The sequence below is a fragment of the Nocardioides dongkuii genome, assembly GCF_014127485.1.
Classification (GTDB): Bacteria; Actinomycetota; Actinomycetes; order Propionibacteriales; family Nocardioidaceae; genus Nocardioides; species Nocardioides dongkuii.
On sequence record NZ_CP059903.1, the window covers coordinates 1,025,879 to 1,047,950 of the forward strand.

The following is a 22,072-nucleotide window of genomic DNA, read 5'->3' on the forward strand; positions in this document are numbered from 1 at the left end:
GCGGCCGGTGAGCGCCCTGCTGCACCAGCAGTGGACCTGCTACAAGCTGCAGCTGAAGGTGCTGTCCACCTCCGCCTTCGAGGGCTTCCTGGCGGTGCTGTTCCCCTTGATGTTCGCCACCGCGGCGCTGCTGGTCTACCGCGTCCGCAACGACCCCGAGGCCATGCAGTACGCCGGCCTCGGGGCGGCGGTGATGGGCATGTGGACCGCCCAGGGCGTGATCGCCTCGTCGCTGCTGACCCGGGAGCGGTGGGCCGGCACCCTGGAGCTGGTGGTGGCCGCGCCGGTCGGGCTCGGCCGGATCCTGGTGCCGACCACGATGGCGATGTCGACGATCGGGCTGTACTGCGTGGTCGCGACGCTCGCGTGGGAGCGCTGGGTCTTCGACCTGCGCCTCGAGGTCGCGAGCTGGCCGCTCTTCGTCGCCGCCGTGCTGATGACCGCGCTCACCCTCGCCCTGGTCGGCTACTTCCTGGCCGTCACCGCCGTCCGGTACCGCTACTCCTGGGCGCTCGGCGCGGCGCTGGAGTACCCCGGCTGGATCCTCTGCGGGTTCCTGATCCCGGTCGCCACCCTGCCGGTCTGGGTGCAGCCGCTGTCCTGGGCGATCCCGACGACGTGGGGGATGGCCGCCGTACGCTCCGCGGCCGACGGCGGGAGCCCGTGGGCCGACCTGGCGATGTGCGCCGCCACCGGCGCGGCGTACGCCGTCCTCGCCGCCTGGCTCGGTCGCCGGCTCGCCGACTCCGCCCGCCGGCACGCGACCCTGGCGCTGACATGACGTCGCTGCGGATCTTCTTCATCGGCGGGCTGATGAGCTACCGGGCGATGTTCGGCTGGCTCACCCCGGGGATCCTGATCCCGTCGCTGCTGATCTCCCCGATCTGCCAGATCCTGCTGTTCGCCTTCATCGGCCGCAACGCCGGCGTCGGGGACGACGAGTTCTACGTGATCGGCAACGCGCTGAACTACGCGGCCATCCCGTGCCTGTTCGCGATGAGCGTGACCATCGGGGGCGAGCGGGAGGCCAGCACGCTCGGCATCGTGCTCACCACCCCGGCCCGCCGGCTGCCGCTCTTCCTGGGGCGGGCGGTCCCCGTGGTCGCCAACGGGTGGTGCGTCGCGATGGTCGGCGTGCTCGCCGGCGTGCTGCTGCTCGACGTGCACATCCCGGCCGGTGCCTGGCCCGCGATCCTGCTCGTCGTGGTGGCCACGTCGATCTCGTGCACGGGGCTGGGCCTGGCGATGGGCGCGGTGACCCTGCGGGTGCGCGAGGGCGCGACGTTCGGCAACGTGCTCTTCTGCGTCCTGCTGGTCTTCTGCGGCGTCAACGTCGCCCAGGACGACCTGCCGCGCTGGATGGCGTCGGTGGGGGACTGGCTGCCGCTGACCCACGGCATCCAGGCGGCGCGCCGGCTCGCCGACGGCGCCGACCTCGGCTCGGTCGGCGGCCTGGTGGCCGCCGAGCTCGGCGTCGGGGTGCTGTACGCCGTGCTCGGGCTGCTGCTGCTGCGCTACCTGGAGCAGCAGAGCCGCCGGCTGGACACCCTGGATCGCATCTGACGGCAGCCGATTTCGCGGTCCCCGGCCGGGCTGGCTAGACTTCTGCGGTTGCCTCGGCGAGGGAGCGGTGTTCCGCTCCGTGATCGACAGGGCTGGCTGACCTCCGGGTGTGCCGTGCCGTCGCGCCGAGGCCCCCGAGACGTTCCTGAGCCAGCACGAGGAGACCCGCATGTCCGAGAAGATCACCGCCGAGCCCCGCACCGAGTTCGGCAAGGGCGCGGCCCGCCGCATCCGCCGCGAGAACAAGGTCCCGGCCGTCATCTACGGCCACGGCAACGACACCGTCCACGTCACCCTCCCGGGCCACGCGACGATGATGGCGCTCAAGCACCTCGGCGCCAACGCGCTCCTCGAGCTCGACATCGACGGCACCGTCCAGCTCGCGCTGACCAAGCAGGTCCAGGTCGACCCGATCCGCCGCGTGCTCGAGCACATCGACTTCGTCGCGGTCATCAAGGGCGAGAAGGTCACCGTCGACGTCCCCGTGCACGTCGTCGGCGACGCCGCCCGCGAGACCCTGGTGGTCACCGAGAACACCACGGTGCAGCTGGAGTCCGAGGCGACCCACATCCCCGAGTTCATCGAGGTCTCCATCGAGGGCGCCCCGGCCGGCACGCAGATCCTGGCCTCCGACCTCAAGCTGCCCTCCGGCTCGACGCTCCTGGTCGACCCCGACACCCTCGTCGTCAACGTCACCGAGCAGGTCAGCGCCGAGGCGCTGGAGGCCGAGCTCGAGGAGGCCGAGGCCGAGGCCGGCATCGAGCGCGAGGAGTCCGACGAGGCGATCGAGGCCGCCGAGGCGTCCGACTCGTCCGCCGAGGGTGAGGCCGCCACCGAGGAGTGATCCTCGATCTCCATCGTCGAAAGGCCCGGGACTCCGTGACCGACTCCAGCACGCCCGTGTGGCTGGTCGTCGGGCTCGGCAATCCCGGGCCAACGTATGCCGGCCACCGCCACAACATCGGCTACCTCGTCGCCGACGAGCTCGCCAGCCGCATGCGGTCCTCGTTCCGCGCCCACAAGACGGGGCGCGCGGACGTCGTCGAGGGCCGCCTCGGCGCCCCCGGCGACCCCGGCCCCCGGGTGGTGCTGGCCCGGCCCCGCTCGTACATGAACGACGTCGGCGGGCCGGTCAAGGCGCTCGCGACCTTCTACAAGGTGCCCGCCGAGCGGATCGTCGCGATCCACGACGAGCTCGACCTCCCGTTCGACACGATGCGGGTCAAGCTCGGCGGGGGCGACAACGGGCACAACGGGCTGAAGTCGATGCGCTCCTCGCTCGGCACCGGCGACTTCCACCGGGTCCGCGTCGGCATCGGCCGGCCGCCGGGCCGCCAGGACGTCGCCGACTTTGTGCTGTCCAACTACAGCACCGCCGAGCGCAAGGTGGTCCCGTTCGTCGTCGACACCGCGGCCGACGCGGTCGAGTGCCTGGTCACCGAGGGCCTCGAGCGCACCCAGCAGAAGTTCAACTCCTGATGTCCGCCAGCCTCGCGGGCGACCCCGGCGGCGTGCGCGCCGTCCTCATCGACGCCGACGGCGTCCTGCAGCTCAACCCGCCCGGCTGGGACGACGACGTCCGCAGCTTCGTGGCGCCCGACCGGGCCGACGCGTTCACCGAGGACCTGTGGGCCGCCGAGAAGGCGGCGCTGCGCGGCGAGTGCTCGTTCGTCGACGTGGTGCGCGAGGTCGCCGACCGCTGGGGCTTCACCGGGCGCGAGGACGAGCTGCTCGCGCACTGGCGCCGCGTCGAGGTGAGCGACGAGACGCTGGCGGTCGTGCGCGCGCTGCGGGCGCTCGGGCTGGCCTGCCACCTGGTCACCAACCAGAACGACGTGCGGGCGGCGTACCTCCGCGACGAGGTGGGGTACGGCGACCTGCTCGACACCGTCTTCTGCTCCTGCGAGCTCGGCACGACCAAGGACGACCCGGCGTTCTTCGAGCACGTCCGCGCGACGCTCGACCTGCCGTACGACGCGCTGCTGCTCGTCGACGACGGCCCGGCGTACGTCGAGACGGCGCAGGCGCTGGGCATCCGCGCGGTCGGGTGGGAGATCCCCGACGGCGTCGCCGCGCTGCGCGCCCGGCTCGCCGCGCAGGGCCTGCGGCTGCCCGGCTGAGCCCGGTTAGGGTGACGCTCGTGACCTTCGACCCAGGGACCCCGCCGGACGCCGCCCGCCACGACGACCACGCGCTCGCCGCGTGGCTGGCCGAGGTCGCCGGCCGCCGGCTGCTCGAGGTGCGGGCCGAGGGCCTGGAGGGCCGCGAGCTCAAGGACGCCGGCGACCGCGCCGCCCACGAGCTGCTGATGGCGCTGGTCGCCGAGCACCGCCCCGACGACGCCGTGCTCTCCGAGGAGGGCAAGGACGACAAGGTCCGGCTCTCCGCGGACCGGGTCTGGATCATCGACCCGCTCGACGGCACCCGCGAGTTCTCCGAGCCGCCGCGCGACGACTGGGCCGTCCACGTCGCCCTGTGGGAGCGCGGCCCCCGCGACCTCACCGCCGGCGCCGTCGCCCAGCCCGCGCTCGGCGAGACGTTCTCGACCGGCGCGCCCCCCGTCGTACCGCCCCGGACGTCGGAGCGGCCGCGGATCGCCGTGTCCCGCAGCCGGCCGCCCGCGTTCGTGCCCGTGCTGGCCGCCGAGATGGACGCCGAGCTGGTCGCGATGGGCTCGGCCGGGGTCAAGGTCATCTCGGTCGCCCGTGACCTGACCGACGCCTACGTGCACGCCGGCGGCCAGTACGAGTGGGACTCCGCCGCCCCGGTCGCCGTCGCCCGCGCCGCCGGCCTGTTCACCTCGCGCATCGACGGCCGGCCGCTGGAGTACAACCAGGACGACGTCTACCTCCCCGACCTGATCGTCTGCCGGCCCGAGCTCGCCGACCAGATCGTCGACTTCGTGCAGCGGCACGGCGTCACCTCCGCCGGCTGATGACCGCCCTCGTCTCGCACACGACCATCGACTGCCGCGACGCCTACGCGCTCTCGGAGTGGTGGAAGAAGGTCCTCGGGTACGTCGACGTCGAGGGCGACCCCAACCTGCCGGGCCACGAGGAGTGCATGATCCTCGACCCCGCGACGGGGCACCGGCTGCTGTTCATCGAGGTGCCCGAGGGCAAGCAGGGCAAGAACCGGATCCACCTCGACCTCGCGCCCCGCGAGGGGACCCGCGACGAGGAGCTCGCGGTGCTGCTCGGCCTCGGCGCGACCGAGGTCGCCGACCTCCGGGGGATCTACGGCCCGGGCAGCGGCTGGGTGGTGCTCGCCGACCCGGAGGGCAACGAGTTCTGCATCCTGCGCTCGGCGGCCGAGCGCGCCGCGGGGCCGCCTCCCGTCCATCCCTGACCACCGGGATACTGACGCGGTGCTCTCCAGGCCCGTCCGGCTCATCGTCCTGCTCGCGACAGGTCTGGGCGCCGTCGCCGGGCTGGGGCACGTCGCGTCCGTGACCGTCCTCGCGCGCCCCGATCTGCCGCCAACGGCGCAGCACGCGTACGTCGCCGCACCGGTCCCGGCCCGCGCGCCGGTGGCCCCCGCGCCCGCCGGCGAGCCGGTCGGCGTACCCGTCGTCGACCCGGCGTGGGTGTCCGCCCACGCGGAGGCGTCCGGCGTCCCTGAGCCGGCCGTGCGCGCGTACGCCGCCGCCCAGCTCGCCGTCGACAACCGCTGCGCGCTGGGCTGGACGACGCTGGCCGGCATCGGCTGGGTGGAGTCGCAGCACGGCACGATCGGCGGCCGGGTCATCGCGGCCGACGGCCACGCGTCGCGGCGCATCCTCGGCCCCCCGCTGAACGGCCGCGGCGCCGTCGCCGCGATCCCGGCCACCCCGGAGTCGTCGTCCTGGCACGGCAACCCGCGCTGGGACCACGCGGTCGGGCCGATGCAGTTCATCCCGAGCACCTGGGAGACCTGGGGGAGCGACGGCGACGGGGACGGGGAAGCCGACCCCAACGACCTCGACGACGCCGCGCTCGCCGCCGCCCGCTACCTCTGCGCCGACGGCCACGACCTCACCACCGGCGAGGGCTGGGCCGCCGCGGTGTTCGCCTACAACCACGCGCAGGTCTACGTCGACGCCGTCCACGCCGCCGCCACGTCGTACGCCGACCGCACCACCTGACCTGACCGTCGAGTTGGGCCTGCCTGACGGTTGAGTTGGGCCGTCCTGACCGTCGAGTCGGGCGTTCCTCACGTGCCGGCGTGAGAAGGGCCCCACCCAACGGTGAGGGGGGCCCAACTCAACGGTGAGGGGAGCCCAACTCGACGGGTGGGGTGAGGGGCAGGCGGCGGGGGTCATTAGCACAGGGACGCGCCAGTCGCCAGGGTCGCCGGGGCTCCTTCGCGTGGGCGTACGGGGGTTGTCCCCAGGTGACGGCGAGGCGACCGTGGACAGACGCGTCCGAGACCGAGAGGGGGGCGCATGAGCCTCCGCCGTGGAAATGCCGTCACTGCCGCGTGTGCGCTGGCCTCAGCCGTGCTCGCCGTCGTCCCGGACGCGGCCCGCGCCCCGGCGTCGGCCGACCCGCCGACGGGCGGGACCACGATCGTGGACGAGACCTTCACCGGCTCCTCGGTGGCGGATCCGGCATGGACCGCCCAGGGAGACACCTGCCTGACCGGCGCCAGGACGGCGCCTCCGGCCGGCGCGGCCCAGATCCCGACCTGCGCGGCCCACCGGTCGGGCCCGGTGCCGGCCCTCGGCACCACGCCCGGCTACCTGCAGCTGACCGACACGACCACCCAGAGGGCCGGCAGCGTGCTGTACAACCGGCCGATCCCGGCCGTCGCCGGGGTGACCATCACCTTCGACCAGTACCAGTACGGCGGCACCGGGGCCGACGGCATCGGGTTCTTCCTCGTCGACGGCGCCACCGACCTGGTCCGGACCGGCGGGGCCGGCGGCAGCCTGGGATACGCCCAACGCACTCCTGCGTCCGGCGGGGACGACGAGCCGGGCGTCGTCGGCGGGGTCCTCGGCGTGGGGCTGGACGCCTACGGCAACTACTACGACGACGCCGAGAGCAGAGGGGCGGGCTGTCCTGAGGACGAGCGCTCGCCCTCGACCGCGGAGGGCGCGGTCGCCCCGAACGTGATCACGCTGCGTGGTCCCGGCGACGGCATGACCGGGTACTGCTACCTCGCCTCCACCACGCCCGCGGACGCCGAGGACCCGAACGACCCGGGGACCACCCTCAACGGCGGCACGGGGACGCTGCGGGCCCGCACGCTCGCCGCGTCCCGGCGCCAGGTGAACATCACCGTCACCCCCGCGCCCGACCCGCGGATCATCGTCCAGGTCCGCTACAACCCCGACGACCCGGACGACCCGTGGATCACCGAGCTCGACGTACCCGCGCCCCCGGACCTGCCGAGCACCTACAAGTTCGGTTTCTCCGGCTCGACGGGCGGCGTGACCGACGTCCACCTGATCCGCAACGCCATCGTCCGGTCGGTCAACCCCCTCGCCCAGCTGCAGCTGGAGAAGCAGGTCGACCGCAGCGCCGGCGCCCTGCCCGCCGTGATCACTCCCGGCACCGTCATCCCCTACCAGTACACCGTCACCAACGCCGGGACGGAGAACCTCTCGGCCCTGGCGATCGCGGACGACACGATCACCGGACCGATCACCTGCGACGCCACCACGCTGACCCCGGCGCCGGCGGTGGGGTCGACCACGGTGTGCCGCGGGACCTACACCGTCACCGCCGCGGACGCCGACGCCGGCGAGGTCGTCAACATCGCCACCGCGACGGCCCGCAACCCGGCCGAGGACGAGGTCACGTCTCCGGAGGCCACGGTCACCGTCCCCCTGGTCTCCCGCCTGGAGCTGGCCAAGTCCGTGCAGACCCCGCCGCCGTACGCCGCGGGGCAGCAGGTCGAGTACCAGTACACGGTGACGAACACCGGCGGGTCCACGGTCACGAACATCGCCGTCGCCGACGACCGCGTGAGCTCGGGGGACCTCGTGTGCGAGACCAACGTGCTCGCCCCGGGAGCCTCGACCACCTGCACCGGCACCGACACCGTCGACACCAGCGAGGCCGACGCCACCGGTCGCATCGTGAACACCGCGGTCGCCACCGGTGAGACCCCGATCGGGCAGCCCGTCGAGTCGCCCGAGGCACAGGCGGTGATCGGCATCAACACCGACATCGCGGTCACGAAGACCGTCGACGACCCCGAGCCGGCGGTCGGCGACACGGTCACCTTCACCGTCACCGCGACCAACAACGGACCCGCTGTCGCCACCGACGTCGTGATCACCGACCTGCTCCCCGAGGGTCGGCTCACGCTGGAGTCCGCCACCACGGGGGGTCCGCAGCCGTCGACGTACACCGCCGCCAGCGGCGTCTGGTCCATCCCGACGCTGGCGGTCGACAACGCCGTGACGCTCACCCTCACCGCCCGGGTCGACACCAACGGGGTGGTGTCGAACACCGCCAGCCTGACCCGGCTCACCCAGCTCGACACCAACGCGGCCAACAACAGCGACACCGTGACCCTGAACCCGGCCTCGCTCGACCTGGCCCTGACCAAGGAGGTCGTCGGTCTCCAGGAGGTCGCCGCGGGGGAGCCGGTCACGTTCCGGGTGACGGTCACCAACCTGGGCCCGCGCCCCGGCACCGGCATCACCGTGGCCGACGAGCTGCCGCCGGGCCTGACCTACCTGGCCACCGCCTCCGGTGGCGACGGCAGCTACGACCCGGACACGGGCACCTGGACCATCGGCTCCCTCGCCGTGGGCGGGACCGCGACGTACGACTTCGTCCTCGACACCTCGGACCCCGGGACGTTCACCAACGTGGCCAGCATCGCCACGGTCTCTCCCACCGACATCAACAGCGCCAACGACTCCGCGTCCGCGAGCGTCGACGTGCGCACCCCGGTCGCCGACCTGGTCATCGTCAAGGGCGTCGACTCGCCGGAGTCGGTCGTCGGGGACACCGTCACCTACACGGTCACGGTCCTGAACCGAGGCCCGGACCCGGTCCGGGACGTCTACGTCACCGACACCGGCCCCGAGGGGGTGACCGTCCTGGACAGCGTCCCCTCCCAGGGCACGGTCGACGTCCCCGGAGGCCGGTGGGAGGTCGGCACCCTGGGCTCGGGCAGCTCCGCGGTCCTCACCGTCACCGCCCGGCTCGACACGACGGGCACCAAGACCAACCTGGTCACGGTCGACGCGCCGCTGCTCGACGACCCGACCCCGGAGGACAACGAGTCCACCGCCACCGTGACCACGCTGGCACCCGCGGTCGACGTCAGCGTCACGAAGTCCGCCGCCGCGGTCGACGGTGGGCCGGCCTCGCAGATCCCGCTCGGCCAGGACGCGGTGTTCACGCTCACCGCCACCAACAACGCGGTCGCTGGCCAGCCCGCGACCACGGCCACGAACGCGGTCTTCACCGATCTCCTCGATGACGGGCTGACGTTCGTGTCCGCCAGCGGCGACGGGACCTTCGACCCCGACAGCGGCAGCTGGAGCGTCGGGTCCATCCCGGTCGGGACCACCGTCACCCTCACCATCCGGGCGACCGGCACGGTCGTCGGACAACGCAACAACACGCACAGCCTGCAGAACCTCGACCAGCGCGACGTCGACGAGACGAACAACTCCGCCTCCGCCGCCGCGACCTTCGTCGAGCTCGCGGACCTGGAGGTGACCAAGAGCGTGGCCCCGGAGGTCGCCCAGCCCGGCGACACCGTGGACTACACGATCACCGTCACCAACACCGGCCCCAACGACACCGACGACACGGTCGTCAACGACCCCGCCCTCGAGCCGGCCGAGATCACCGGCCACACCACCGACAACGGCACCTTCGACGAGGAGACCCGCACCTGGACCATCCCGACCCTGGCGGCCGGCGAGACCGCGACGCTGACCGTCTCCGTGCTGGTCAGCGACGCCGCCTCCGGGCACTACCGCAACCTGGTCGTCATCCAGGAGTCCCGGGTCGAGGACCCGGAACCGGACGACAACACCGCGACCACCGAGCTGTTCGTCCCCGCGGCTGACATCGCCGTCCGCAAGTCCGTCGACGACCGCACCCCGGTCGTCGGGGACACCGTCACCTTCACCGTGGGGGTCCGCAACCTCGGCCCCGACGCGGCCGAGGACGTCACGGTCACCGACCGGCTCCCCGCGGGGCTGTCCTACCTCCGCAGCAGGGCGACCGTCGGCACGTACGACCCCGCCACCGGCACCTGGGACATCGGCCGCCTCGACCCCGTCGACCTCCCGACCGCCGGCGACCAGGCGGTCCTGCGGATCACCGCCCGCGTCACCCGGCCCGGCCGGCTCACCAACACCGCCACGTCCGACCGGTCCGACGCCGTCCCGTACGACCCCGACCTCACCAACAACACCGACTCCGCGTCCGTGGGCGGCGCCGAGCTCGGCGAGCCGGTCATCCGGACCCGCACGTCGGCCGGGCGGGTCCGGCCGGGGAAGCCCTTCCACGACCGGGTCCGGGTCACGGGGCTCGCACGCGGCACCACGGTGCCGGCGACCGCGCGCCTCTACGGCCCCTTCGCGTCCCGCGCGGCGGCCCGCTGCGTGCCGGCGCGGCTGGCGCGCACCGTCGACTGGCGGGCGCGCGCCGGCTGGACCCGTACGCCGGCGGTGCGGGTCACCGCGCCAGGCGTCTACACGTGGCGGGTGACGACCGAGCCGACCGCGGCCAACAAGGGCGCGTCGACCCGGTGCGGCCTGGCGTCGGAGACGACGACGGTCGCGAAGCCCCGGTACCGCCCGCCGGTGGTCGACGGCGGATTCTCCGGCACCGTCCCGTCCCCGCGGGCCGTCCGCACCGTCGTCCGCGCCCCCGGCATCGGGCTCGACGCGACCGTCGTCCCGACCACCGTCGCGCGCGGGCACATGGTGCTGCCCGCGGACGTCTCCCGCACCGGCTGGCTGAAGAAGTCGGCCGGGTACGGCGACAAGATCGGCGCCACCGTGGTCGCCGGACACGTCTCCGACCGGCAGGACCGGCCCGGCGCCCTCTGGGGCCTGCGCCGAGCCGAGCGCGGCCAGTCGGTCTCCGTCGTCAGCGGCGGCAGGACGTACCGGTACCGGGTGAGCGAGACCGCGACGTACGACCGCACCCGGCGGCTGCCGCGGAGGTTCTTCGGCACCACCGGAGCGAACCGCCTCGTCCTGATCAGCTGCACCGGCCGGGTCCGCTACGCCAACGGGCACTTCCACTACACCAAGTACCAGGTGGTCGTCGCCCGGGCGCGGCCGTGACGAAAGGTCGTTGAGTCGCATGGCCACCACCCCTCACGCGGAGCCCGCTCCCGCGTCCGGCGCCGACCCGGAGCCCTCCGGAGGGCTCGACCGCACGGTGGTCGTCACCGGGCTGGTCATCGTGTCCGGCATGATCATGTCCGTGCTCGACAGCACGATCGTCAACGTCGCGCTGGACACCCTGAGCTCCGACCTGGACGCCTCCCTGGCCACCACGCAGTGGGTCGTCACGGGCTACCTGCTCGCGGTCGCCATGGTCATCCCCGTCACCGGGTGGGCCATGGACCGCTTCGGGGCGAAGCCGATCTGGGTCCTGGCGGTGACCCTGTTCATGATCGGCTCGGCGCTGTGCGCGGCCGCCTGGAACATCGAGAGCCTGATCGCCTTCCGCGCCGTCCAGGGCATCGGCGGTGGCCTGCTGCTGCCCGCCGGGCAGACGATGATCGCGCGGGCGGCGGGGCCGGACCGGATGGGCAGCGCCATGGCCATCCTCGGCGTCCCGATGCTGCTCGGGCCGGTGTTCGGCCCCGTGCTCGGCGGCCTGCTGGTGGAGTACACCACCTGGCACTGGATCTTCGTGGTCAACGTGCCCGTCGGCATCGTGGCGATCGCGCTGGCGGTGTGGAAGCTGCCCGCCGGAGGGGCCGAGGACGACCCGGGCCGGCTCGACCTCCTCGGGCTCGTCCTGCTCTCCGGCAGCCTCGCCGGCCTGCTCTACGGGCTCTCCGAGGCCAGCTCCCGCGGCGGCTTCGACGAGTGGGGCGTCCTGGGCTGGCTCATCGGCGGCGCCGTCGGCCTGGCGCTGTACGTCGCGTACAGCCTCGTCCGCGGCCCCGCGTCGATCGTCGACGTCCGGCTGCTCGGCAACCGCGTCTTCGCCACCAGCACGGCGGCGGTGTTCCTCGTCGCCATCGGGATGTTCGGCGGGATGCTGCTGCTGCCGCTGTACTACCAGACCGTCCGCGACCAGGGCGCGCTGGACGCGGGCCTCCTGCTCGCCCCGCAGGGCCTCGGCGCGATCGTGGCCGTGCTCGTCACCGGCAAGCTCACCGACCGGATCGGCGCGGGCTACGTCGTCCCCGTCGGGGTGCTGCTCGCCCTGATCGGCACCTACCCCTTCACCCAGGTCGGCGTGGACACCTCCTACGTGTGGCTGAGCATCGCGCTGTTCGTGCGCGGCATCGGGATCGGCTCGGTGATGATGCCGACGATCTCCTCGGCGTACAGCACCCTCAGCAAGGAGAGCGCCTCCCGGGCGGCGCCCACGCTCTCGGCCATCCAGCAGGTCGGCGCGTCCTTCGGCAGCGCCGTCCTGGTCACCGTCCTGACCCACCAGCTCACCCAGAAGCTCGCCGCCCGCGGCCTGGAGAGCGGCAGCACCGGCAGCGGCGGCGGGGCCACCGAGCTGCACTCCATCCCGCGCAGCGAGCTGCCGATCGTCGGCCCGCTCATGGCCGAGTCCTACGGGTACGCCTTCTGGGTCGCGTTCGCCCTCACCGCGCTGATCATCCTCCCGGCCCTGTTGCTGCCCCGGCACCTGCACGGCCAGGAGGCCGGGGGACGACGGGCCGCCTCGCGGCGCGCGGACGACGTGTGACCCTCGCCGGCGGCCGGTAGAATCGGCGTCGTCCACCCCCTGTCATCCGTGACCGGGGGCTGTCGTGTTGACCGGTCGCGCTGACCGGCACCCTGCCGACGTTCTCGAGGAGCACCGTGTCCCACCCCCGCTCGGCCGCGCTCGCCGCCCTGGCCGACGCCGTCCTCGCCGACCCGACGCTGGCGGCGGCGCTCGACGACGCACGCGGTGCGCTCGTCCCGTCGCTCGACCTGACCGCGCCCGAGGCGATGCGTCCCTTCGTCGTGGCGGGCCTGGTCCGCGCCGGGCGCACGGTGCTCGCGGTGACGGCGACGTCCCGCGAGGCCGAGGACCTGACGGCCGCGCTCGCCGACCTCGTCGACCCCGACACGGTCGCCTACTACCCGAGCTGGGAGACGCTGCCCCACGAGCGGCTCAGCCCCCGCAGCGACACGGTCGGGCGCCGGCTCGCCGTGCTCCGCCGGCTGGCGCACCCGGGGGTCTCGACGAGCTCGACCGCCGGACCCGTCAACGGGCCGCTGCAGGTCGTGGTCGCACCGGTCCGCTCGCTCCTCCAGCCGCAGGTCAAGGGGCTCGGCGAGCTCGAGCCGGTCGAGCTGGTGCCCGGCCAGACCGCGGCGCTCGACGACGTCGTACGGCGGCTCGCGGACGCGGCGTACTCCCGCGTCGACCTCGTCGAGCGGCGTGGCGAGTTCGCGGTCCGCGGCGGCATCGTCGACGTCTTCCCGCCGACCGAGGAGCACCCGCTGCGCGTGGAGTTCTGGGGCGACGACGTCGAGGACATCCGCTCCTTCCAGGTCGCCGACCAGCGCACCCACGAGGCCGTCGACCGGCTCTGGGCGCCGCCGTGCCGCGAGCTGCTGCTCACCGACGAGGTACGCCGCCGCGCGGCCGCGCTGGGCGCCGCGCACCCGCAGCTGCTCGAGCTCACCGACAAGATCGCCTCCGGCATCGCGGTCGAGGGCATGGAGTCGCTGGCCCCCGTGCTCGTCGACGAGATGGAGCTGCTGGTCGACCTGCTGCCCGCGGACACCCACGTCCTGGTCCTCGACCCCGAGCGCGCCCGCGGCCGCGCGCACGACCTGGTCGCGACCAGCGAGGAGTTCCTCGGCGCCAGCTGGGCGGCCGCGGCCAGCGGCGGCACCGCGCCCATCGACCTCGACGCCGCGTCGTACCGCAGCCTCGGCGAGGTCCGCGACCACGCCCTGGCCCAGTCCAAGGCGTGGTGGACGGTCAGCCCGTTCGGCATCGACTCCGAGGAGTCGCCGGCCGGCGGCGAGGACGGCGTCCCGAGCCGCACGCTGCCGATGAAGCCGGTCGACGCCTACCGCGGCGACGTCGACCGCGCCACCAAGGACCTCGACACCTGGCGCCAGGAGGGCTACCGGACGCTGGTCCTGCACCAGGGCCACGGGCCGGCGCAGCGGATGGTCGAGGCGCTCGGCGAGCGCGACGTCCCCGCCGCCCTCGACGGTGACCTGGCCCCGGGGCTGGTCACCGTCACCTGCGGCGCGCTCACCCAGGGCTTCGTCGACGACACCAACCGGGTCGCGCTGCTCACCGGGGAGGACATCTCCGGGCAGCGGTCCTCCACGCGCGACATGCGCAAGATGCCGGCGCGGCGCAAGAAGCAGATCGACCCGCTGGAGCTGAAGTCCGGTGACTACGTCGTCCACGAGCAGCACGGCGTCGGCCGGTTCGTCGAGATGAAGCAGCGCGAGGTCGGGGGAGCGGTGCGCGAGTACCTCGTCCTCGAGTACGGCGCGTCCAAGCGCGGCGGCCCGCCCGACCGGCTCTACGTGCCGGCCGACGCGCTCGACCAGGTGACCCGGTACGTCGGCGGCGAGCAGCCCTCGCTCGACCGGCTCGGCGGCGGCGACTGGGCGAAGCGGAAGGGCCGGGCCCGCAAGGCGGTGCGCGAGATCGCGGCCGAGCTGATCAAGCTGTACGCCGCGCGCCAGGCCACCCAGGGCTACGCCTTCGGCCCCGACACCCCGTGGCAGCGCGAGCTCGAGGACGCGTTCCCGTTCCAGGAGACCCCCGACCAGCTGACCACGGTCGAGGAGGTCAAGAGCGACATGCGCCAGGTCGTGCCGATGGACCGGCTGGTCTGCGGCGACGTGGGCTACGGCAAGACCGAGATCGCGGTGCGCGCGGCGTTCAAGGCGGTCCAGGACGGCAAGCAGGTCGCCGTCCTGGTGCCGACGACGCTGCTGGTGACCCAGCACCTCAGCACGTTCTCCGAGCGGATGAGCGGCTTCCCCGTCGTCCTCAAGGGGCTGAGCCGGTTCCAGACCCCCAAGGAGGCCGCGGCGGTGGCCGCCGGGATGGCGGACGGGTCGGTCGACATCGTCGTGGGCACCCACCGGCTGCTCAGCCCGGACACCCGGTTCAAGGACCTCGGGCTGATCATCGTCGACGAGGAGCAGCGCTTCGGCGTCGAGCACAAGGAGCAGATGAAGCGGCTGCGCACCTCCGTCGACGTGCTGTCGATGAGCGCGACGCCGATCCCGCGCACCCTGGAGATGGCGATCACCGGCATCCGCGAGATGTCCACGATCACCACCCCGCCCGAGGAGCGGCACCCGGTGCTGACCTACGTCGGCGCCTACGAGGACCGGCAGATCGTCGCCGCCGTACGCCGCGAGCTGCTGCGCGAGGGTCAGGTCTTCTACATCCACAACCGGGTGAACTCGATCGAGAAGGCCGCGGCGCGGATCAAGGAGCTGGTGCCGGAGGCCCGGGTGGCGACCGCCCACGGGCAGATGGGCGAGCACCAGCTCGAGCAGGTGATGCTGGACTTCTGGGAGAAGCGCTTCGACGTGCTGGTGTGCACGACCATCGTCGAGTCGGGCCTGGACGTCTCCAACGCCAACACGATGATCATCGAGCGCGCCGACACCCTCGGCCTCTCCCAGCTGCACCAGCTGCGCGGCCGCGTCGGGCGCTCCCGGGAGCGGGCCTACGCCTACTTCCTCTACCCGTCGGAGAAGCCGCTGACCGAGACCGCCCACGAGCGGCTCGCGACCCTGGCGCAGCACTCCGACCTCGGCGGCGGCATGGCGATCGCGATGAAGGACCTCGAGATCCGCGGCGCCGGCAACCTGCTCGGCGGCGAGCAGTCCGGGCACATCGCCGACGTCGGCTTCGACCTCTACGTCCGGCTGGTCGGCGAGGCGGTCCACGAGTTCAAGGGCGACGCCGAGCCCGAGCTCAACGAGGTGCGCATCGAGCTCCCCGTCGACGCCCACCTCCCGCACGACTACATCTCCTCCGAGCGGCTCCGGCTCGAGATGTACAAGCGGCTCGCCGAGGTCCGCACCGACGAGGACGTCGACGTGCTGCGCGAGGAGATGGTCGACCGGTACGGCGCGCCGCCGCAGGTGGTCGAGTCGCTGCTGCTGGTCGCGCGGTTCCGCGCCCGGGCCCGCCTCGCCGGGGTCGGCGAGGTGACGGTCGCGGGCAAGAACGTCCGGTTCGCGCCGGTGAGCCTGCCGGAGTCGCGCGTCGTACGGCTGCAGCGGCTCTACCCGAAGTCGATCGTGAAGACCCAGCTCGACACCATCCTGGTGCCGCGGCCGCAGACGGCCCCGGTGGGCGGGCGTCCGATCGACGGCGTGGCCCTGCTTGAATGGGCGCGGCGTGTGATCGACGCCATCATCGACCCCGACAACGCCGTACCGCCCAAGGAGTCCCCGTGAGCCTGCGCCGCCCGCTGACCGCCGTCCTGGCCGCGTCCGCCCTCGTGGGGTCCGGGCTGCTCTCCGGCTGCGGCGTCAGCGGCACCCAGTTCTACCCGGGCGAGGCGGCGCGCATCGACGGCGACGTGATCACGGTCGGGGAGGTCGACGAGGCGGCGGCCGGCATGTGCGAGGTGCTCACCACCGACCCGCGGCTCGAGGGCCAGGTCTTCTCCGGCGCGACCATCCGCAACGCCGCCGAGCGGGGCCTGGTGCTCCGGCAGATCGGCGTGGAGCTGCTCGACGAGTACGACATCGAGACCATCCCCGACGACATCGATGACGGCGCCAACGCCATCCGCGACAACTACCGCGACGCCGACGAGGGGGCCATCGAGGCCGCGCTGCCGGCGTTCACCGGCGACCAGTTCCTCTTCGGCGTGCTGCTCCTGATCGGGCGCGACGAGGTCGGCGAGGAGGCGTCCGAGGAGGAGGCCGTCGCCGCGGGCGTCCAGCGCGCCCAGGTGTGGCAGGAGTCCGCCGACATCGAGATCAACCCCGCCTTCGACGCCATCGAGATCGGCGACGAGCAGGTGCTCACGAGCCGCGACGACGTCTCCGTCGCGGTCAGCGACTTCGCCGTGTCCGCGGCCACCGACGTGGACGGCGGCGCGGCCGACCTGCCCGAGTCGCAGCGCTGCGGCCGCTGACGGTCGCGCCCCGGCGTCCATGAGCCCCGAGCCGCCCGAGCCGCTCCTCGAGTTCCGCGAGGTGATGCGGCGGCTGCGCGCGGAGTGCCCGTGGAAGGCCGAGCAGACGCACCGCTCGCTGGTCCGCTACCTGCTCGAGGAGACCCACGAGACGGTCGAGGCGATCGAGTCCGGCGACCCCGCCCACCTGCGCGAGGAGCTCGGGGACCTGCTGCTGCAGGTCTACTTCCACGCCGCGGTCGCCGAGGAGTCCGGCGCGTTCACGATCGACGACGTCGCGGCCGGGATCACCGAGAAGATGGTCCGCCGCAACCCGCACGTCTTCGCGCCGTCGGGGGAGGGACCCGGCGACGCCGCCGCCGTCAACGACGCCTGGCAGGCGATCAAGGCCACCGAGAAGGACCGCACGTCGGTCACCGACGGCCTGCCCGCCTCGCTCCCCGCCCTGCTGTACGCCGACAAGGTGCTCGACCGGCTCGCCCGCGCCGGCACCCCGGTCGAGCCCGCCGGCGACGACCTCGGCGACCGGCTCCTCGCCCTCGTCGCCGAGGCCCGCGCCGCCGGCGTCGACCCCGAGCAGGCCCTCCGCGACACCGTCCGCCGCCTCACCACCTGACCCCCCTCGCCCCTTCTTCTTCGCCGAGTCGGCGCTTGTGTCCGCCTTCTCCCCAGGTCCGCTGTGGAGAACCCGAGCACAAGCGCCGACTCGGCGAGCCTGCGGGACGTGCGTGTGCGTGCCCGGACGTCATACGGGTTGGCGGCGGTGGCGACCAGGTCGTACGACGTCCTGCGGGACGTCAGACGAAGCGGTGGCGATCGCGACCAGCTCGTATGACGTCCCGCGCGTCCCGGGCGGGCGCGGCCTGCGCGCAACGCCGGTGGGGGCGGTCTAGGCTGGCGGCGCACCCGTCGCGGCCCGAGTCGCGACCCGTCGTACCCCCGGACTCACCCACAGGAGCAGGTCCCTTGGCATCCATCGAAGCTGTCGGCGCACGCGAGATCCTCGACTCCCGCGGCAACCCCACCGTCGAGGTCGAGGTCCTCCTCGAGGACGGCTCGTTCGGCCGCGCCGCGGTCCCGAGCGGCGCCTCCACCGGCGCGTTCGAGGCCGTCGAGCTGCGCGACGGCGGCGACCGCTACCTCGGCAAGGGCGTCGAGAACGCCGTCGCCGGCGTGATCCAGACGATCGCCCCCGCGGTTGAGGGCATCGACGCCGATGACCAGCGCCTCGTCGACCAGACGATGCTCTCCCTCGACGGCACCCCCAACAAGGCCGTGCTCGGCGCCAACGCGATCCTCGGCGTCTCGCTCGCCGTGGCGCGCGCGGCCGCCCAGGCCGCCGACCTCCCGCTCTACCGGTACGTCGGGGGCCCCAACGCCCACCTGCTGCCGGTGCCGATGATGAACATCCTCAACGGCGGGTCGCACGCCGACTCCAACGTCGACGTCCAGGAGTTCATGATCGCGCCGATCGGCGCACCCACCTTCCGCGAGGCGCTGCGCCAGGGCACGGAGGTCTACCACGCGCTGAAGTCGGTGCTGAAGAAGCGCGGCCTGGCCACCGGCCTCGGCGACGAGGGCGGCTTCGCGCCCAACCTCGACTCCAACCGCGCCGCGCTCGACCTGATCGCGGAGGCCGTCGAGGCCGCCGGGCTGCGGCTCGGCACCGACATCGCGCTCGCGCTCGACGTCGCCGCCAGCGAGTTCTGCGAGAACGGCGCCTACTCCTTCGAGGGCGGCACCAAGTCGGCCGAGGAGATGACCGCCTACTACGCCGACCTGGTCGGCTCCTACCCGATCGTCTCCATCGAGGACCCCCTCGACGAGGACGACTGGGAGGGCTGGAAGGCGATCACCGACCAGCTCGGCACCCGCACCCAGCTCGTCGGCGACGACCTGTTCGTCACCAACGTCGAGCGGCTCCAGCGCGGCATCACCGGCGGCCAGGCCAACGCGCTGCTGGTCAAGGTCAACCAGATCGGCTCGCTCACCGAGACCCTCGACTCCGTCGAGCTCGCGCACCGCAACGGCTACCGCTGCATGATGAGCCACCGCTCCGGCGAGACCGAGGACACCACGATCGCCGACCTCGCGGTCGCGACCAACTGCGGCCAGATCAAGACCGGCGCCCCGGCGCGGTCCGAGCGGGTCGCGAAGTACAACCAGCTGCTCCGCATCGAGGAGGAGCTCGGCGACGCCGCCCGGTACGCCGGGGCCGCGGCGTTCCCGCGCTACCAGGGCTGAGTCCGGGGAGACGCGCGCGATGGCCGACAACCGCCGCCCGGCCCGGGGGTCCCGACCCCCGGGCCGCACCGGACCCGGGCGCACCCCGGGCACCGGGCGGGGCGGTCGTCGACCCGTGCCGGCGGCCACCGCCGGCCGGGACGCCCCGGTGCGCCCCCGGCCCACCGGCCGGCTCGCGATCCTGGTCCTGGTGCTGGCCGTGCTCGCCGTCTCCTACGCCTCCTCGCTGCGCGCGTTCCTCCAGCAGCGCGAGGACATCAACGAGCTGCAGTCCCAGATCGCCGAGCGGCAGCGCAACATCGACGACCTCGCCCGCGAGAAGCGCCGCTGGCAGGACCCGGCGTACGTCGTCCAGGAGGCGCGCAAGCGCCTGGGCTACGTGATGCCGGGGGAGACGGCGTACGTCGCGCTCGACGAGGACGGCGAGCCGCTCGAGGCCGGGGCGGCGCTGGGCGACCCGTCCGCGATCGACCCGCCGGAGCCGCGCGCCTGGTGGACCGACGCCTGGGGGTCGGTCGAGCTGGCGGGCGACCCGCCCGCCGAGGAGCCCCCGCCGCTCACGAGGATCGACGGATCGGAGGAGGACCAGCAGTGATCTCGCCGGCCGACGAGGCGGCGGTCGCGGCCCAGCTGGGGCGGGAGCCCCGGGCCGTCCACGAGGTCGGGCACCGCTGTCCCTGCGGCAACCCCGACGTGGTGACGACCGAGCCGCGGCTGCCCAACGGCACGCCGTTCCCCACCACCTTCTACCTCACCTGCCCGCGCGCCGCGTCGCGCATCGGGACCCTCGAGGGCACCGGCGTGATGAAGCAGATGCAGGACCGGCTGGCCGAGGACGAGGAGCTCGCCGCGGCCTACGCCGCCGCGCACGAGCGCTACCTCGCGGCCCGGGCCGAGCTCGCCGCCGAGGTCGGCCAGGAGGTGCCCGAGATCGAGGGCATCTCCGCCGGCGGCATGCCCGACCGGGTCAAGTGCCTGCACGTGCTGGCCGGCCAGGCGCTGGTCCAGGGCCCGGGCGTCAACCCGCTGGGCGACGAGGTGCTGGAGCTGCTGGGCCCGTGGTGGGAGGCGGGTCCGTGCGTGGACCGGTAGCCGCCGTCGACTGCGGCACCAACACCATCAAGCTGCTCGTCGGGGACCTCCCGGACGTCGCCGTGCGCGAGGCCCGGATGGTCCGGCTCGGCCAGGGCGTCGACGCCACCGGCCGGCTCGCCGACGAGGCCCTGGAGCGGGCCTTCGCCGCGCTCGACGAGTACGCCGTGCTGGTGCGCGAGCACGACGTCCCCCGCCAGAACATCCGCTTCTGCGCCACCTCCGCGACCCGCGACGCGAGCAACGCCGCGGTGTTCGTCGCCGGCGTCCGCGAGCGGCTCGGCGTGGAGCCGGAGGTGCTCAGCGGCACCGAGGAGGCGGCGCTCTCCTTCGCCGGCGCGGTGCGGGCGCTGCGTACGCCGCCCGCCGGGCCGGTGCTGGTCATCGACATCGGCGGCGGCTCGACCGAGCTGGTCCTGGGCGACGTGCCCGCGGCCGGGGGCGCCGCCGAGCCCCGGGCGTCCTGCTCCCTCGACATCGGCTCGGTGCGGCTGCACGAGCGGCACGTCCGCGCCGACCCGGCGACGCGCGAGGAGGTGCGCGCCTGCGTGCGCGACATCGACCTGGCGCTCGACTCCTGCGAGGTCGACGTGGCCGCGGCCCGCACCGTCGTGGGCGTCGCCGGCACGGTGACCTCCGTCGCGGCGGGCGTGCTCGACCTGCCGGCGTACGACCGCGACGCGATCGACCAGGTGCGGCTGCCGGTCGACGAGGTGCACGCGATGGTCGACCGGCTGGTCTCGATGACGGTCCGCGAGCGCCTGCAGCTGCCGTGGCTGCACCCCGGTCGCGCCGACGTGATCGACGCCGGCGCGCTGGTGCTCTCCCGCGTGCTGCGGCGCGCGACCGCCACCGACCTGGTCGTCTCCGAGGCCGACATCCTCGACGGCATCGCCTGGTCGATCGCACGCTGACCCGTTTGTGCCTCCCGGCGACGGGCAACCGGGCACGCATGACCGATCCGCACAGCACCCCCACGGGTGCCTCCGGCACCCCCACGGGCACCCCCACGGGTGCCTCCACCGGTGCCACGGCGGCCCCACCGGAGGAGCCGATCGGCGCCGTGGTCCACCGGCTCGCCGAGCAGGTGCCCGAGCTGGTGCGCAGCGAGGTCCGCCTCGCCCAGGCCGAGCTCTCCCAGAAGGGCAAGGCCGCGGGGCTCGGCATCGGCGCGTTCGGCGCCGCCGGCCTGCTCTCGCTCCTGGGCCTGGGCACGCTGGTGGCGGGCGCCGTGCTCGCCCTCGACCTGGTGCTGCCCGCCTGGGCGGCCGCGCTGATCGTGGGCGTCGTCCTCCTCGTGCTGGCGGGCGCCGCGGCGCTCTTCGGCAAGAAGGAGGTCCAGCAGGCGACGCCGGTGATGCCCGAGCGGGCCGTCGCCGGCGTCAAGCAGGACGTCGCCGCGATCAAGGGAGAGCAGCACCCATGAGCCAGAGCCAGACACCGGCCGAGATCGAGGCCGACATCGCCCGACAGCGCGAGGAGCTCGCCGGCACCGTCGACGAGCTGCAGACCCGGGTGCGCGAGACTGCCACCCGGCAGGCCAAGATCGCGGGCATCGCGGCTGCCGCGGGCGTCGTCGTCCTGGTCGGCGTGGCGGTCTACCGCCGCTTCACCCACTGACCCATCACTGACCCCCACCACGAGGAGTCCCACATGAAGAAGTTGTCCCTGCTGCTTGGCGTCGGCGTCGGCTACGTGCTCGGCACCCGGGCCGGACGCGGCCGCTACGAGCAGATCAAGGCCCAGGCGCAGAAGATCGCGGGCAACCCCAAGGTCCAGGACGCGGCCCACAAGGCGCAGGACGCGGTGGTCACCCAGGCCGCGGCCGCCGCGGGCGCCGCCAAGGAGAAGGTCGGCGACGCGACGTCGTCGGCCACCGATAAGCTCCGCACGGAGGCGTCGATCCAGCCTGCGCCGTGACCACGCGCCGCAC

At 73.5% G+C, this 22,072-nt stretch carries 20 protein-coding genes; all 20 read left to right on the forward strand.

The features are described 5' to 3' along the window. Window positions 1–7: 7 nt before the first annotated feature. The 20 genes from H4O22_RS04905 (at window position 8) to H4O22_RS05000 (ending at window position 22,059) form a co-directional block, all read left to right on the forward strand. A complete protein-coding gene (locus tag H4O22_RS04905) occupies window positions 8–781 on the forward strand; it encodes an ABC transporter permease (RefSeq protein ID WP_182525930.1) in 774 nt (257 codons plus the stop codon). Next, entirely contained in the window at window positions 778–1,563 is a 786-nt protein-coding gene (locus H4O22_RS04910) for an ABC transporter permease (protein WP_182525931.1), read from the forward strand. The genes H4O22_RS04905 and H4O22_RS04910 overlap by 4 nt, the downstream gene beginning before the upstream one ends. Window positions 1,564–1,732: 169 nt before the next feature. Continuing rightward, window positions 1,733–2,407: a 50S ribosomal protein L25/general stress protein Ctc gene (locus H4O22_RS04915; protein ID WP_182525932.1), complete on the forward strand. Its 675-nt coding sequence runs from the start codon at window positions 1,733–1,735 to the stop codon at window positions 2,405–2,407. 35 nt (window positions 2,408–2,442) lie between these two features. Further along, entirely contained in the window at window positions 2,443–3,042 is a 600-nt protein-coding gene (pth, locus tag H4O22_RS04920; protein ID WP_182525933.1) for an aminoacyl-tRNA hydrolase, read from the forward strand. Beyond that, window positions 3,042–3,683, forward strand: a complete 642-nt coding sequence (locus H4O22_RS04925; protein WP_182525934.1) for an HAD family hydrolase — start codon at window positions 3,042–3,044, stop codon at window positions 3,681–3,683. Before pth ends, H4O22_RS04925 begins: the two co-directional genes overlap by 1 nt. Before the next feature lie 20 nt (window positions 3,684–3,703). Further along, entirely contained in the window at window positions 3,704–4,498 is a 795-nt protein-coding gene (locus H4O22_RS04930) for a 3'(2'),5'-bisphosphate nucleotidase CysQ (protein WP_182525935.1), read from the forward strand. Continuing rightward, window positions 4,498–4,911, forward strand: a complete 414-nt coding sequence (locus tag H4O22_RS04935; RefSeq protein ID WP_182525936.1) for a VOC family protein — start codon at window positions 4,498–4,500, stop codon at window positions 4,909–4,911. The genes H4O22_RS04930 and H4O22_RS04935 overlap by 1 nt, the downstream gene beginning before the upstream one ends. Window positions 4,912–4,930: 19 nt before the next feature. Further along, complete coding sequence (locus H4O22_RS04940; protein ID WP_182525937.1) at window positions 4,931–5,686, forward strand: lytic transglycosylase domain-containing protein; 756 nt, start codon at window positions 4,931–4,933, stop codon at window positions 5,684–5,686. 354 nt (window positions 5,687–6,040) lie between these two features. Next, entirely contained in the window at window positions 6,041–10,816 is a 4,776-nt protein-coding gene (locus tag H4O22_RS04945; RefSeq protein ID WP_182525938.1) for a DUF7507 domain-containing protein, read from the forward strand. Window positions 10,817–10,835: 19 nt separating this feature from the next. Further along, window positions 10,836–12,413 carry an MDR family MFS transporter gene (locus H4O22_RS04950; RefSeq protein ID WP_182525939.1) on the forward strand — a complete coding sequence of 526 codons (1,578 nt, stop codon included), beginning with the start codon at window positions 10,836–10,838 and terminating at the stop codon, window positions 12,411–12,413. Window positions 12,414–12,529: 116 nt separating this feature from the next. After that, on the forward strand, window positions 12,530–16,114 hold the full coding sequence (mfd, locus tag H4O22_RS04955; protein ID WP_182525940.1) for a transcription-repair coupling factor: 3,585 nt from the start codon (window positions 12,530–12,532) through the stop codon (window positions 16,112–16,114). After that, window positions 16,111–16,803 carry a hypothetical protein gene (locus tag H4O22_RS04960; protein ID WP_182525941.1) on the forward strand — a complete coding sequence of 231 codons (693 nt, stop codon included), beginning with the start codon at window positions 16,111–16,113 and terminating at the stop codon, window positions 16,801–16,803. Before mfd ends, H4O22_RS04960 begins: the two co-directional genes overlap by 4 nt. Before the next feature lie 19 nt (window positions 16,804–16,822). Continuing rightward, a complete protein-coding gene (locus H4O22_RS04965; RefSeq protein ID WP_182525942.1) occupies window positions 16,823–17,419 on the forward strand; it encodes a nucleoside triphosphate pyrophosphohydrolase in 597 nt (198 codons plus the stop codon). 350 nt (window positions 17,420–17,769) lie between these two features. Next, window positions 17,770–19,047 carry a phosphopyruvate hydratase gene (gene eno, locus H4O22_RS04970; RefSeq protein WP_182525943.1) on the forward strand — a complete coding sequence of 426 codons (1,278 nt, stop codon included), beginning with the start codon at window positions 17,770–17,772 and terminating at the stop codon, window positions 19,045–19,047. A gap of 19 nt (window positions 19,048–19,066) precedes the next feature. Next, window positions 19,067–19,642 (forward strand): FtsB family cell division protein, encoded by a 576-nt coding sequence (locus tag H4O22_RS04975; protein WP_182525944.1) that lies wholly within the window; start codon window positions 19,067–19,069, stop codon window positions 19,640–19,642. Then, window positions 19,639–20,139, forward strand: coding sequence for a DUF501 domain-containing protein (locus H4O22_RS04980; protein ID WP_220451290.1), 501 nt, complete (start codon window positions 19,639–19,641; stop codon window positions 20,137–20,139). The genes H4O22_RS04975 and H4O22_RS04980 overlap by 4 nt, the downstream gene beginning before the upstream one ends. Further along, window positions 20,124–21,053 carry a Ppx/GppA phosphatase family protein gene (locus tag H4O22_RS04985; RefSeq protein WP_182525945.1) on the forward strand — a complete coding sequence of 310 codons (930 nt, stop codon included), beginning with the start codon at window positions 20,124–20,126 and terminating at the stop codon, window positions 21,051–21,053. Before H4O22_RS04980 ends, H4O22_RS04985 begins: the two co-directional genes overlap by 16 nt. A gap of 38 nt (window positions 21,054–21,091) precedes the next feature. Beyond that, window positions 21,092–21,565 (forward strand): phage holin family protein, encoded by a 474-nt coding sequence (locus H4O22_RS04990; RefSeq protein WP_182525946.1) that lies wholly within the window; start codon window positions 21,092–21,094, stop codon window positions 21,563–21,565. Then, on the forward strand, window positions 21,562–21,759 hold the full coding sequence (locus H4O22_RS04995) for a DUF3618 domain-containing protein (protein ID WP_182525947.1): 198 nt from the start codon (window positions 21,562–21,564) through the stop codon (window positions 21,757–21,759). Before H4O22_RS04990 ends, H4O22_RS04995 begins: the two co-directional genes overlap by 4 nt. A 33-nt stretch (window positions 21,760–21,792) precedes the next feature. After that, window positions 21,793–22,059, forward strand: coding sequence for a hypothetical protein (locus tag H4O22_RS05000; RefSeq protein ID WP_182525948.1), 267 nt, complete (start codon window positions 21,793–21,795; stop codon window positions 22,057–22,059). The last annotated feature ends 13 nt before the right edge of the window (window positions 22,060–22,072 follow it).

Excerpts from the sequence above, each read along its gene's own strand:
- H4O22_RS04975 (WP_182525944.1), top strand. The coding sequence starts at position 19,067 with ATGGCCGACAACCGCCGCCCGGCCCGGGGGTCCCGACCCCCGGGCCGC.
- H4O22_RS04925 (WP_182525934.1), top strand. The coding sequence starts at position 3,042 with ATGTCCGCCAGCCTCGCGGGCGACCCCGGCGGCGTGCGCGCCGTCCTC.
- H4O22_RS04915 (WP_182525932.1), top strand. The coding sequence starts at position 1,733 with ATGTCCGAGAAGATCACCGCCGAGCCCCGCACCGAGTTCGGCAAGGGC.
- H4O22_RS04950 (WP_182525939.1), top strand. The coding sequence starts at position 10,836 with ATGGCCACCACCCCTCACGCGGAGCCCGCTCCCGCGTCCGGCGCCGAC.
- H4O22_RS04910 (WP_182525931.1), top strand. The coding sequence starts at position 778 with ATGACGTCGCTGCGGATCTTCTTCATCGGCGGGCTGATGAGCTACCGG.
- H4O22_RS04990 (WP_182525946.1), top strand. The coding sequence starts at position 21,092 with ATGACCGATCCGCACAGCACCCCCACGGGTGCCTCCGGCACCCCCACG.
- H4O22_RS04965 (WP_182525942.1), top strand. The coding sequence starts at position 16,823 with ATGAGCCCCGAGCCGCCCGAGCCGCTCCTCGAGTTCCGCGAGGTGATG.
- H4O22_RS05000 (WP_182525948.1), top strand. The coding sequence starts at position 21,793 with ATGAAGAAGTTGTCCCTGCTGCTTGGCGTCGGCGTCGGCTACGTGCTC.
- H4O22_RS04995 (WP_182525947.1), top strand. The coding sequence starts at position 21,562 with ATGAGCCAGAGCCAGACACCGGCCGAGATCGAGGCCGACATCGCCCGA.
- H4O22_RS04935 (WP_182525936.1), top strand. The coding sequence starts at position 4,498 with ATGACCGCCCTCGTCTCGCACACGACCATCGACTGCCGCGACGCCTAC.